General features: G+C 30.7%; 10 protein-coding genes. 2 read left to right on the top strand and 8 right to left on the bottom strand.

The genetic code is table 4. The annotated features are described in order from the left end of the window. Positions 1-53: 53 nt before the first annotated feature. From nrdE to nrdF, 3 genes are read right to left on the bottom strand one after another with little or no spacing between them, the layout of a single operon-like run. On the bottom strand, positions 54-2,222 hold the full coding sequence (gene nrdE / locus OF377_RS00670) for a class 1b ribonucleoside-diphosphate reductase subunit alpha (RefSeq protein WP_263835978.1): 2,169 nt from the start codon (positions 2,220-2,222) through the stop codon (positions 54-56). Then, positions 2,215-2,679, bottom strand: coding sequence for a class Ib ribonucleoside-diphosphate reductase assembly flavoprotein NrdI (gene nrdI, locus OF377_RS00665; RefSeq protein ID WP_263835977.1), 465 nt, complete (start codon positions 2,677-2,679; stop codon positions 2,215-2,217). Before nrdI ends, nrdE begins: the two co-directional genes overlap by 8 nt. A gap of 2 nt (positions 2,680-2,681) precedes the next feature. Further along, positions 2,682-3,701, bottom strand: a complete 1,020-nt coding sequence (gene nrdF, locus OF377_RS00660; protein WP_263836078.1) for a class 1b ribonucleoside-diphosphate reductase subunit beta — start codon at positions 3,699-3,701, stop codon at positions 2,682-2,684. Positions 3,702-3,894: 193 nt separating this feature from the next. Between nrdF and OF377_RS00655 the strand changes: the two genes are divergently transcribed. Continuing rightward, complete coding sequence (locus OF377_RS00655) at positions 3,895-4,800, top strand: carbohydrate kinase family protein (RefSeq protein ID WP_263835976.1); 906 nt, start codon at positions 3,895-3,897, stop codon at positions 4,798-4,800. Further along, positions 4,782-5,693: a pseudouridine-5'-phosphate glycosidase gene (locus OF377_RS00650; RefSeq protein ID WP_263835975.1), complete on the top strand. Its 912-nt coding sequence runs from the start codon at positions 4,782-4,784 to the stop codon at positions 5,691-5,693. The genes OF377_RS00655 and OF377_RS00650 overlap by 19 nt, the downstream gene beginning before the upstream one ends. A gap of 317 nt (positions 5,694-6,010) precedes the next feature. On the opposite strand, the gene whiA is transcribed toward OF377_RS00650, so the two are convergent. From whiA to OF377_RS00625, 5 genes are all read right to left on the bottom strand, one after another. Then, the gene (gene whiA / locus OF377_RS00645; protein WP_263835974.1) at positions 6,011-6,985 is read right to left on the bottom strand and encodes a DNA-binding protein WhiA; all 975 of its coding nucleotides are present in this window, start codon (positions 6,983-6,985) and stop codon (positions 6,011-6,013) included. After that, positions 6,972-7,901 carry an NAD(P)/FAD-dependent oxidoreductase gene (locus OF377_RS00640; protein ID WP_263835973.1) on the bottom strand — a complete coding sequence of 310 codons (930 nt, stop codon included), beginning with the start codon at positions 7,899-7,901 and terminating at the stop codon, positions 6,972-6,974. The genes whiA and OF377_RS00640 overlap by 14 nt, the downstream gene beginning before the upstream one ends. 8 nt (positions 7,902-7,909) lie before the next feature. Beyond that, entirely contained in the window at positions 7,910-8,941 is a 1,032-nt protein-coding gene (lgt, locus tag OF377_RS00635) for a prolipoprotein diacylglyceryl transferase (RefSeq protein ID WP_263835972.1), read from the bottom strand. A gap of 1 nt (position 8,942) precedes the next feature. Then, complete coding sequence (gene hprK / locus OF377_RS00630; RefSeq protein ID WP_263835971.1) at positions 8,943-9,872, bottom strand: HPr(Ser) kinase/phosphatase; 930 nt, start codon at positions 9,870-9,872, stop codon at positions 8,943-8,945. Positions 9,873-10,017: 145 nt separating this feature from the next. Further along, positions 10,018-14,160 (bottom strand): AAA domain-containing protein, encoded by a 4,143-nt coding sequence (locus tag OF377_RS00625; RefSeq protein ID WP_263835970.1) that lies wholly within the window; start codon positions 14,158-14,160, stop codon positions 10,018-10,020. Positions 14,161-14,253: the final 93 nt, after the last annotated feature.

Below are 14,253 nucleotides of genomic sequence, written 5' to 3'. Positions count from 1 at the left end.
AATAAGAAAAAATTATGGTTAGCAAACTGCTAAAACCATAATTTGTAAATTAATTAAATCTTGCATGACTCGCATTGGTAATCATCGTAATTTTCTGATCCTTCAAGCACATCCTGACGAATACGCACATAATAAATTGAAGCGCATTTTTTGCTAAAAGCACGAATATATGCTTTATTTAAATCTCGTGTTGTTGCTTTATCAGTCATAAATAATGTTAGGCTAATTGCTTGATCAATATGTTGTTGAGCAACTGCAGCCATATCGATGATCGGATTAGGTCCAAGTTCATAAGCGCCCTGTTGATAATATTTATAATTATCATTATTAATTTCATAAGCAGGCACGTACACCCGTCCGATTTTACCTTCCTTACGCACTTCTACTGGTGCAACTACTGGTTGCAAACTCGGCGTACAAGATGAAAGGTAAGAAATCGAGCCAGTAGGAGCAATCGCTAATAAATGTGAATTGGCAATTCCTTCTTGTTGAATTTTTAATGAAAGTACTTTTCATTCCTCTTGGGTTGGAATATGAATATTATATTGTTTAAAAATATCGGCAACTTTTTGTGTCTTAGGAACAAAAGTGTCTGCTGGAACATCTGTATATTTAGCAAACTGTGTGCCATCTTCATATTTTGAACCTTTAAAATTTGCAAAGACACCAAAATCTTTCACCAATTCGTTTGATGCCTGATATGCATAGTACGCAACTGTGTAAAAGAAAATGTTGGTGAAATCTAATGCTTCTGCAGAATCATAATAAATTTTGTTTGTTGCCAAAAACCCGTGCATATTCATTGCGCCTAAGCCTAATGCATGATTTTGATTATTTCCGTTTTGTACCGTTGGTGCACATTCAAGATTAGCTACTCGTGAAACTGTATTTAAAGCATAAATTGCACGTTTAACCACATTTCCAAAATCGTTTGCAGCAAACATTATTTTAGCAATATTTAATGATCCTAAATTACAGGAAATATCTTTTCCAAGGTTTTTAATACTTAAATCCTCGTTGTATGTTGTCATTGTTGATGGTTGAGCGATTTCAGAACATAAATTACTCATTACAATTCGTTCGTTAGGGAATGCTGAGTTATTATTTACTGTATCATCAAATAAAATGTAAGGGTAACCACTTTCGAAATGTAACTCTGAAATCGTTTGGAATAATTTTCGCGCATCAATAAAGTATTTTTTAATTTCAGGATTATTAACTAAGTTATCGTATTCTTTTGTAATTGAAATATCGCTTAACGGTTTGCCATAAACACGTTCAACATCATAAGGAGAAAATAATGCCATTTTTTGATTAGCTTTTGCTAATTCAAATGTAATATCCGGAATAATCAAACCTAGTGATAATGATTTAATTCGTACTTTTTCATCTGCATTTTCCCGTTTTGTATCTAAAAATGCTAGTACATCAGGGTGATGAACATTTAAATAAACCACACCCGCACCCGGTCGTTGACCTAATTGATTCGCATATGAAAAACTATCTTCTAAAATTTTCATTACCGGAACAACACCTGATGATTTATTAGCAAGTTTTTTAATTGGCGCTCCTGCCTCTCGCAGATTTGTTAAACATAGCGCAACCCCACCTGCTCGCTTTGATAATTGTAAACTTGTTGCAATAGTTCGAGAAATTGATTCCATATTATCTTCTACACGCAACAAATAACATGATACATACTCACCACGTTGTTTTTTACCTGCATTCAAAAACGTTGGTGTTGCAGGTTGAAATTTATAAGTAATAATATCTTGAACCAATGCTTTAGCTAATTGTACATTGCCAACTGCTAATGTCAATGCGTTCATCACTACCCGTTGAGCAAAGTTTTCTAAATATTCTTTATTATCAAAAGTTTTTAAACAATATGTACTATAAAACTTTAAAGCACCCATAAAATTTAAAAAATTATGATTAAAACTATCTGCATATTCTTCAAGAGCGATAACATCTTTAATACTATATTTATTAACTACATTTTCGTCATAGTAATTGTTTTTTATTAATCAATGAATTCTTTCTTCTTTGCTGCTAAACACCTTAGTGTTGGGAATAATTTGGCTAGCAATATATTTTTTAACTGCAATTTTATCTTGTTCGTAATCCACACTAAACTGATTTGATCGGATCCCAATTAACGCATTGTGAGCAATATATTCATCATTATCTATTAAGCGATTGGTTTTATTTTCTTTATTCATTTTTCCCCCAGAATTTATTTAAAATATTTTTAACATTGTCCACATCGTATTTGGTACCTAATAGTTCATATTGGTATAAAATAGGGACATTTAGTTTTTGTGAAATCACTGGACCAGCTAGACAATAAGTATCATTAAAGTTGGTATTTCCACTAGGAATAACACCAAAACAGTGATCACGGTTATTTTTATTATTTAAGAACTGAATCACTTGCTTTGGAACAGCACCCTTTGTTTCATTTCCGCCGCCCGAATAAGTTGGACAAAATAAAACATAATCTTCATTCACATTCAATTCTTCATCTAAATCAATTGGAATGCGCAAAGCACGTAAGCCTGTTTTTAACACAAATCGATGTGTGTTATTCGAAAAAGACGAAAAATAAACCACAAGTACATCACCTGATGGTTTTTTAACTTGTGTTTCTTCAATTAATTTATAAACATCATTACACATAATTAGAAATCCCAATCATCATCTTCAGTTTCTTCAGAAACACCCATTACATAACTCGAACCGTTACCTGAAAAGAAATCATGATTTTCATCTGCTCGCGCAGACAATTGTGCAAAGACATCCGGCGCAACTGCTGTCTCTTCATCCGTAAATGGTGAATCATACCCTAGATTTTGCAAAAACTTTCCTGCGTTATATAAGCAGAATTTAATTGCATCTTCAGCAATATCAAATCCTTCATATAATTCATATAAATAAGCTTTTTCTAAATCAATTAAACGGTACATTAAATCAAAAACAAAAGTTTTCATTTCAGCCTGTTTTTCCGCACTCATTTTTTCAATTTTGCGTTGGTATTTATAACCAGAATAATAATTGTGGATTACTTTATCACGCAAAATTAAACGAATAATATCGCTTGTGTTCGGCAATTTTTGGCGTGCAGACAAATAAAACGGTAAATAAAAACCCCCATATAATAAAAATCCAGGCATTAGAGCGGCTGCAACCTTCGATTTTAACGGATCTTCGTTCATATAATACGGAATTAGTTCTTTAGCTCGTGCTTGTAATTTATCGTTGCTAATAACTCATTCGTGGGCTTCTTCAATTTGTTCGCTTGTACAAAGTGTTGAAAAAATTGAACCATATGATCGTGCATGCACCCCAACCATAAAAGCAAAGTTCGCATAAATAACCTGTTCATGATCAGTTAATGAATTTCTAATTTGCTCCACATCACACACTGTTGCTTGTATTGTATCTAATAGTGTCAAACCTGTAAATGTGCGTGTAATTAATTGTTGTCAATCCTCATTTAATGTTTTTCATGATGGAATATCACTTGCTAATGGAATTTTTTCTGGTAACCAGAAATTTTGCGTAATTCGGTTTCAAACCTCAAGATCTTTCTCATCATTCATTCAGTTTCAATTCACTGATCTTAAACGACCTTTAAACCCATTTTTATAATATTCAATGGGGGAAACAGATTCGTAAAAATATGTGTTTTTTCTTTTTATATTTTTGGAATTCACGATAAAATCCTCCTCCTAGTGTTTATTAATTATAGTGGTAAAATTTTTAAAAATCCAGAAAAAATAAAATACTTATTCCTGCAATAATTTACATATTTTATAGTATTTTAGGGAATAATAATTGTTGTATATACAGAAGTTATTTTTTCTCTTATAATTTATTTAAAAAGGTGTTAAAATGAAAATTCTTGTTATTGGAGCAGTTACTGTTGATTTATTAGCAACAGTTCAAGAACCGTTAATTTACAACGATTCAAATCCTGGAAATATTTATCAAACATACGGAGGGGTTGCAAAAAATATTGCTGAAAACCTTGTTCGTTTAGGTTTTGATGTCGACTTTGTTTTTAATGTTGGAAATGATAAATACGGAGAAAATGCAATTGATTATTTGCGCTCAATCAATATTAATACACTTGCAACAATATACCCCCATAGTACAGATGTTTATCTTTCTGTTTTTGACGACCAAAACGAACTTGTGGTAGCAATAAATGATATGCCATGTGTAAATCATATCGATATTAATTACCTTGTAAATAAACGTTTAAATCCTGATGACTATGCATTTGTAATTTGTGATGCAAATATGCAAACAGCAACTATTAAATATGTTTTAAATCAATTTAAAAATGTTTATATCGAAGGTGTATCAGCGAAAAAAATTGTTCGTTTACGATCTGTTCTAAACGAAATTCAGACTTTGAAAGCAAATTTTTTAGAAATTTGTACTTTGTTAGAAGTTGATAATCTTGACGAACTAATTCAAAAATTGCAGGATTTAAAAATCCCTGAAGTTTTAATAACAATGGGGTCAAAAGGATCTTTACTTTTTAAAAACCAGGAGGTTTTCCAAATTCCTGCTCAATTAGCAACTGTAACTAATGTTTCGGGCGCCGGTGATGCTTTTCTTGCAGGTTTTTTATACACTTATTATCTTGCGCAAAAAAGTGATCCTTATGAACTCTTAATCGGAGGTAGTTGTGCGTCATTAATTACTTTGCGTTCTCCTTTAACAAACAGTTTAGAACTTAATCCCATTAACTTAGAAAAGGAAATTAAATTATGAAAATCCAAATCTTAGACGAAATTAAAAACGCTTTAGCAAATAATCAAGCGGTTGTTAGTTTAGAATCAACTATTATTTCCCATGGAATGCCCTATCCTCAAAACATCGCAATGGCTAAAGAATGTGAACGAATCATCCGAGAGCAAAATGCAATCCCTGCTACAATAGCAATTATTAAAGGTGTTATTAAAGTTGGGTTAAGCAATGAAGATTTAGAATATCTCGCAACTGCCAAAGATGTTTATAAAACTAGCACTCGTGATCTTGGTTATGTTCTTGCAAACAAATTAACTGGTGCAACAACCGTTGCAACCACTTCTTTAATTAGTCAGCATGTGGGAATCAAGGTTTTTGCAACCGGTGGAATTGGTGGAGTACACCGTAACGCGCAAGAAACATTCGATATATCCAATGACCTAGAAGTTATTGCCAAAACCCCAATTCTTGTTGTTTGCGCTGGTCCTAAGGCTATTCTTGATCTCCCTTTGACGCTTGAATATTTAGAAACCAAAGGGGTCGAAGTTTTGGGTTATCAAACACCAAAACTTCCTGCCTTCTATTCTGCTACATCAGACTTAGATGTTACTTATAGAATTAATTCTGTAACAGAGGTCGCTGATTTAATGCATGCTAAATGAAATCTTGATCAATCTGGAATTATACTTGCAAATCCAATACCCAAAGCATATAGTATCCCCAACGAAGTCATTAACCAATATATTAACCGAGCTCTACAAAAAGCAGTTGATTTAAAAATTACTGGCAAAGACACAACGCCATTTCTATTAAAGGAAATCACCGAACAAACTAATAGTCAAAGTTTAGAAGCAAACATTCAATTAGTTTATAATAATGCTAAAGTCGCCGCTCTTGTTGCTGTTGCTTATACAAAGAAATCAGAAAAATAAAATTGTTGTGCTAAACTCCAGCAAAAAATATTTATATCAATTAAAATTAAAATAGCATCAGCAATTACTAACGATTAGTTGCTAATGCAATGAATGATATGAAATTAATATTTTCTTTTTATAATTCCTTTTAAATAGTTCTTATTTATAAATTCCTTTGAATATCTCACAATAAAATAAACAATTTGTTTATTTTTTAATTAAACAATATAGTCTGTATTTATTAAAATTCATACTCTCCTTTCATAATCATATATTAAAACTTAATTTCATTCATAAGAATAAAAAAACAAAGTAGGTCGTCATACTTTGTTTTTTTATTCTTTTTCTTCTTCACTAACAATCTCGTCAAACATTTGTTTGATTTTGCGATTAAAGTGATTCAAGCCTGATTTAGTAATTTTATATCCATAATCGTCTTGCAGTTTTGCGACAACTTCGTTTAGCGAACCCACAAATTCATCGCGTCGTAATTGACAGTAGGTTTGAAAAACTTCAGAACAACTCGCTAGTTTAATAGGTCTATGTAATCCAATATAATCAATCATAACTTTTAATTCTCCCGCTAGTTTTGCTAACTTTTGAGTATTGGAATGATAAATATTTTCTAGTCGTGTCATATTGTTTGTATAATCTTTAACAACTCTAATGTCTTCAAATTTTAAATAACTAAAATTAGTTTTTAAAACTTTTAAAAAATCACTAATTGCCTCACGCTTCTTTAAATATAAGATATGTTTGCTTTTATTTTGTGTTCGCTTAAATTGAATCCCGAAAGATTTAGCTGCATTGGTAAAAATTTCAGCAAATAAATCATTATTTACCTTAATTTGTAAATTAGAAGCTTTGTTAGGATCGTTTAAATAACCATATGCAAGAAATGCTCCTATAATAAAATTTTGTGCGCGATTTCTATTTTTATTTTTTGTATCTTCCCGATCGTTAAAAACAAAATCCTTCACTTTGTATTTATGTCATTTTAGTTTTTGTTTAAGGCGGTCAACACCATTAAAAATAACAACTTGCTGGACTTCATTTTGTTTTGTATAACCCAATGAGTACTGCATATCATTAAACTCTTTGTGAAAGGAGTTCTTAATATCCGCAATTGAGTTAATTACAAAGTCTAATATTGATTGGTTATGAAAATTAAAAACTCACGTATCTTCTTCAGCGGGCACCAGGTTTAAAATAATAGGATAAAAAATCTCTTGTAAATCCTTTAAAGAGTGTTTACAAGAGATAATTTCATCACGGACGATATAATTAAATGACGAATTACTTTCACTCATTTTTATTTATATACTCACTTATTAGTAAGATCGCTTGTGTCCCATCGCTCGTTGCTGTAGAAATCTGACGAATGTTTTTAACAATCACATCACCCGCAGCAAAAATTCCTGGAATATCTGTTTGATAGTGTCCATTAACTTTTACAAAGTTTGTCTTAGGATCATATAAATCATCACTACTATTTTTTATTTTTGTTGGTAATAAACCGATAAAAATAAAGGTTGCTGCAACGTTTAAAGTTGTTGGTGTTTGATCGATCATATCGATCATATGAACTTGTTTTAAATGATCATCGCCATCAAAACCAATCGTTTCTTTGTTAAAGAATATTTCCACATTTTTTTGTTTCAATAATACATCAACTGTATGCTGATCAGCTTTGAAAGCAGGTTTATTAGAAATAACATAAACTTTATTGCATATTCCCGCCAAGTAAACTGCTTCATCAACTGCAGAACGTCCAGAACCAATAACTGCAACATCTTTATTTTTGTATAATGGGCCATCACAAATTGCACAAAATGAAATCCCTTTGTTAAAAAAACGTTCTTCGTTTTTAACTTGTAATTGACGGTTAACAGTTCCCGTTGCGATTAAACAAGTTTTTGCTTGATAAGTCTTTTCAGTTGTACTAACAAATATATAATTATCTTTTTTATCAATACCTAAAGCTTCTTCAAATGCAAACTCAACATCTAAACTAACAGCATGGTCATACATTTTATATGCTAAATCGGGACCATCAATTTTCTCAAAACCTAAATAATTTTCTACTGTAGAAGTTAAAACAACTTTTCCTCCTGGAGCATTTTTTTCAATTACCAGAATATCTAATCCACTACGTTTACCATAAACAGCTGCCGCAAGACCCGCTGGACCTGCACCAATAATTATTGTGTCATAAATTTTTGACATTTGTCCTCCTATTTGTTGCAATAAAACAACTTTTCACTTTCTGTACGAATTTCACTAAATTTGTATATACGACGATTTTTCTTTGGGTTCATTCATCAGAAAAGCGACTCTAAAACAAATCGTTTACGAGTTCATCTAGTAATAAATTGAACATAAATTACCCCAAGAATTCCACCAATTAATAATAAACTATTAATAATATATGTTCCGGTAAATCGGTATTGTGGAGCACGTGCTGTTTCGGTAATGAAGCGAATAATACCATAAACAATAAAGTATGATGAAGCAACAACCCCAACACGCAATTGGCGAACATAAGATAAACCAAAATAAATGATAGCAAAGAAAACAACATTAAAGAACGATTCATATAAGAAAAGCGGTTGATAAATAGTAAATAAACTTGGGTTATTTGCTATTGGTTGTTTCATTCCTTCAAATACTGCTGGCATTGCATTTTTTAATCATGACAATGCTTCTGGTGTTGTTTCTGTTCCATAAATTTCTCCATTTACAAAATTTCCCCAACGGCCTAGTGCTTGGCCCACTAAAATAGTTGGAATAATAGCATCTGCATAAACTCAGACACTAACTTGTCTAACATAAACCTCACCATCTGCATTTACATCTCGTACATGATATTTTGGATTTCGCAAAATCAAGGGGAACCAGATAAGTGCCACTAAAACACCACCAACAACTCCACCTTGAATTGCTAAACCCCCAGATCTGAAATCAAAGAAACCTGTTTCTCCAACTTGGGCATCACCAATCGCAAACGACCAAATTCTAGCGCCTAATAAAATTGCTGGAACAGCCAAAAAAATATAATAGAAAGCGGGGTCAAATGGCACTTTATAATGGAATTTTAATCTCAATGAATAAATTAAAATAGCCAAGACAAAACCTGACATAAAAGTGATTCCGTAAATATATACCGGAAAGCTTTCTCCAAATGAAAAAGCAACATTATGACCTTCACCAACTATACTGTTTGCTAGATTTCCGTGCGGAATAGCAAACTGTAATGAATAATTCATTTTATTCCTCCTTTGTTGTTATTTGTTGTTTTATAAATTGATCAGCAGAATTATATCCAGATTTCTTTAATTTGTAATCTGTTACTGCTGTTTCAATAATATCCGCAATTGAACGTCCTTCAATTACTGGAATCATATAATGGACAACACTTACACCTTCAAAATTTTTATAATGTAAATCTTTTCCAAAACGCTCAAAGTCATATTTTTGTTCCCGTTTAACACGAACTAATTGAATTACAATTTCAATCTTAGTGGAATCTATCATTCTTTCAATTCCAAACGAACGAGAAAAATTGATAATTCCTAGGCCTCGGATTTCAATAAAATCCTTGGTTTTTTCATCCGCACGTCCGTAGACATTATAACCAATCCGATTGACAATAATTGCATCATCAGCAACAAAAATATGTCCCTTTTTAATTAACTCAATCGCAATTTCAGACTTTCCAATTCCTGAATCACCACTTAGAACAACACCTACTCCATAGATATTTAAGAGGGTACCGTGTACTAACGACTGGTGAGATAATTTTTGGCTAATATAAGTATTGATTGTAAAATTTAATTCATAAAAACTATATTTTGTTTTGACAATCGGTACTTGGGATTTCTTTGCAATTGCTAACACAATATCAGAGTACAAAAAGTTTTTTCCCAACAAAATCATTGGCGGTTTCAGATCGATAATAGATTGGAGTTTTTTTCTAACAATTGAATTTGAAAATTTTGATAAATATTGTGATTCTTTTGAACCAAAATAAACAATAGATAAAATTTCATGAAATAAAATTTCACCTGTTAATTCAATTCCTACCCGACTTATACCGGTTGTAGAAATTGGATTATCTAAACAATCCTTATTCATCACAACGTCTAAGTCAAATCGTTTAACTAATTGGGAAACAACTAATTTACTTTTGCATTCCATATAAAGGTGCTCCTTTATAGTGTATTCTTTAATTTTATTAAAAATACACTCAAATAACTTAATTAATATTTAAAAATGAGAACTTTTTTATTGCTTATAAACAAAAGATCTAGCTAGGCTAGATCTTTTAACTTTATGCAATATCTTATTTATTAACGTTGTCATTTTGTCGTTGTCATAAGACATAGTCAATCTTATCAACATTGTTCGTTGAAGATAATGAATCCTTAATTCTTGAGATAATTTTGTGTTTATCAATGTATCATTCATATTCTTTAATGCGATAAGTTGAATACCCACGATCTTCAAGGAAAAATTGACGATCAATATCTTCAAACATAATTTGAACACTTCGGTTATCTTTTCAATTTTCAAGAATAATTGTTTTTAAAATTTCTTTGCTATCCTTGTGAATAATGACTATGTCAATTTTTTTTGTACCAATGTTTCAATTTGGAAAAACAAGGTATTTATTAGATAATTTTTTCGTTAGTTCAGAATAAATTTCTTTAACTAAATCGTTTTCAAACTCAAAATATAATTGGTTGTTTACTTCTTCGAGTGATTCATTTATTGATTTAGTTGTAGAAATGTTGTCAATAAACTCAATAAAACGTTTAAACGTTAAAGCATTAACATTATTTACATTTGATACTTGAATTTCACTACCAAAAAGCGATTTAACAACAATCATTTTTTTACGAGCACGGGTAATTGCAACATTCAAACGGTTTGCCCCGCCTTTAGCGTTCAGTGGTCCGAAGTTATTTCGCAAAACACCTTCCTTGTTGTGCCCATATGCAATCGAAAGGATCACCAAATCCCCCTCGTTCCCTTGGACATTTTCTAAATTACTAATTACAACCTCGTTATTTTCTAGTTTTTCTTGTAATCCAACTGGAAAGTTATTTGTTTTGTCAAGAATTAAATTTTCAACCATTAATGCTTGGACTGCATTAAAAGTAACAATTAAAATTCGTTGGTATTTATCTCAATTCTCTTCTAAAATTTCTACAACTTTGTGTGCCTCAATTGGGTTTCCTTTATCTCAAATTCCATTAACATTAACAACTTCAATTCCTTTTTCAAATGCTCCTTGTTTGGTAGCGATTTCTAGTTTGTTATTGTAAATGTATTTGTTCGAGAACTCAATTAGTTCTTTTGAATCTGAACGGTAGTGGTTACGTAAGTGAAATTCATTCCATCACGATGTTTTTGCCCGTTCTAATAATGAATCAGCTTGATCAAAATCATCTAATTCAAAATCACTATTTGCTAGCTTATTTAAGAAAAATGATGTTGGCTTTAATTGTTTATCATCTCCCGAAACAACTTTGATATTACAACGATAAACAATAGGATAACTTCGTTCAATTGTCATTTGACTGGCTTCGTCAAAAATACCATAATCAAACTCATTTTCGTTTAAAGGAATTAATGCTGCAACATTATCAGGTCGTGCTACTCAAATAGGAAATAATATTTTTAAAACATCATAGTATTCTTTAATATAACGAGAAATTGAAGGTCAACTACGACTTGAAGCAATTCGCAATGCGTTTGTGATTTGTTGTTTAGTTTCTTTTGGCAATTTACTTAAATATGTTCTTAAATTATTAATATAACGTTTAAAAACAATCTCCCCAATGAATGAGGCACTACGCAATGCTTCCTTGCGAATCTGAGTTAAAATATCTTGTAATAATAAACCCTTTGTTTCACTAAAAATACCAATAGTTTCTTTTATTCCTTCTCATAAAACAATTGTTTTTAATTTTTTAAATTGATTATGGTTAATAAATGTAGTCACTTGACTCATAACAGGACTAACTTTTTCCAAATCAAAAATAACAATTGGATCCAAATAAAGTTTCTTTAAATAAGGTAAAGATAATCAAGATCATTCCTTGATGATTTCTTGCATCAAAGGCGTATAAATATTTCCAAGTGAATTTAATTTCGCTAAGTAATCCAAATCATAATCCACAAATTCCTCGTATTGAATAATTTCTGCAATTCGTGGTTTTGATAAAAATTCGCTATGAACTAGGAAATCGTCAAACAAGGCAATTACTGGACTTATTTCTTTAGCACGAGCTTTAACCTCCCGTAAAGTTAATGAAGATTCTTCACCTGGGTCATTATTTAATAAAACCTTACTGTTGTTAATGAATTCCGCAAATAAGATTTTTTGGTCTTCCTCGTTTGTATGTTTCTTAAATGTTTTCATGAAATCATCAATTTTTTCACTATTGTTAACAATGAAATCATGATAAGTTCAATTATCAACTGCTTGGGTGCTTAAAATCTTCTTATGGTTTGTAAAGAAAGTTTTGCAAATTTCAACCAGCACTTTGATTTCTTGATTTGTTTTACTTGATAAAACATAATCACGTGTAATAACATCACGACGGAAACTTAAATAATCAGAAATTTTATCAATAAAAATTTTCTTTTCTCTTGTTGTTTTATTTAAGAAATTTTTGTGATTTGCATCTTCGAGAATATTTGGGTTTGTACTAAAGTCTTTAAATTCTTGAACTTCTTTGCTAATTGCATTAGCATGCATTAAGAATTTTGTAACCAATTCTTGGTTGTTTTTGATTTTATTTGTAATTGTTTGTAAATGCTTAATAATTTCTGATTGGGAATACACATCTAGCAATTTATATTTTTTAATGAATTTCGTAAAATCAAAATATGCTTTAAATAAATCGTTAATATCTAACATTGTATATTCATTAAAGATTTCAGTAATAGCTTCAAATAGGTTTTGTTTTTTATTATTTAGATCATCAAAGTTTTTTGGTCCTAATCATTCATTGATAATTTCTTCACCTAATTCGTTTTTGATTGCAACATAATCTGCATAATCAATATTATAGATTCCATCATTGTAATCTTCAATTGTTCAATGCTTCTTAACTAGGTCTAATAATTCAGTATTATAGTCTTGATAGTTTTTAAAGAACATTGATTCATCTTGTGTAAATGTCACAGGTGGTAATTCTTTAACTTTTCCGCGTCGGGATTCTTCACGATACCACTGCGGACCTAATAAATCATTTAAGTTATCAATTTTGTTGAAGAACGCATCTTTGTTTGTTAAATCATAAATATACAACGCAAACACTGATAAAGGACCAATCCGGTCTGTTAAAACATCAAGTGCTGCTCTTTTTTCTGAAACCAACAAACTTGTTTTACCTTTTAATAATGTATTAAAAATAATATTTGCAATAACTTCTGATTTCCCCGTTCCTGGTGGACCATAAATTAAAGTATTCTGAGCTAATGAAGAAGCTACCGCATATTTTTGATAAATATTTAGTGGATGATCAATCTCATAAACATTATTTTTCTTGATTACCTCTGATTCATAATATTCTGTTGACTTGTTACGTGCATCATCATCTTTTTCAAATGGATCGATTTCCTGATCAATTAGTTTCTGTAAATCTTCTTTTAGGGCTCCACCGTCCGGTTCAAAAACACCTAATAAGGCACTAGGAATAACACTAAAACCCGACGAACTAGCAATAACATCTGCTTCTGTTTCATTTTCAAAACTAACAAATTCATTGACTGGTAAATTAACATCATAACCCGATATGTCTTTGATATTTTCAGCAATCTTGTTAATGTTATATGATGAAACTAATTCACTTGTTGATAATTTATAGTCTTTATAAGCATTCTTTAAGAAGATTTGCAATTTCTCATTAACTACTGGTTCATCTTGCAACTTCGCAATAAAAACTTTGTTTTTCTCTTCACGAATCTCAACTTTGAACAATGTTAGTGGTGATTTAAAAGCAGAAGTACTTAAAACTTTCCCCCGAATAAAATTAAACGCTAAATACAATGGTCAAACTGTTGTATCTTCGAAATAGTTTTTTGCTAATCGGTTGATAGCAATAAAACGTTTTTTAAAAAGTAAGAGTTGTTCAATTGCAATTTGTGTAATTTTTGCTTTGTTTTTACTAAAATCCTTGCGTAACAAGTGTGTTTTATGATCGCTTAAAGATACATTATTTTGGTTTAATACCAACATAAATTCTTCGAAACTGATACTATTTTTTAACTGGTGTTCAAATAAATCTACATTCTTGTTTGCATCTAATTCTAAAATGCTAATTTTATTATTTACAAAATCATATAAATCATCTTTGTTTACATATTTGAATAAATCGATATTTTTATTCGCACTTAACTTGGCAAAAATTACAGAATCATTAGGCGATAAACCTACAAGATTCATTAATTTTTGCTTAATTGCTTTTTTCATTTTTACCTCTTCTTTTGTGATGAACATATGTTTATATTTTATAAGATAAACCTTTTGAATGCTTGGATTATTTGCAAAATATATAGATAAAAA

Origin of the sequence: Ureaplasma sp. ES3154-GEN, assembly GCF_025780075.1 — a bacterium.
Lineage (GTDB): Bacteria > Bacillota_I > Bacilli_A > Mycoplasmatales > Mycoplasmoidaceae > Ureaplasma.
This window is presented reverse-complemented; position numbering and strand designations above follow the sequence as displayed.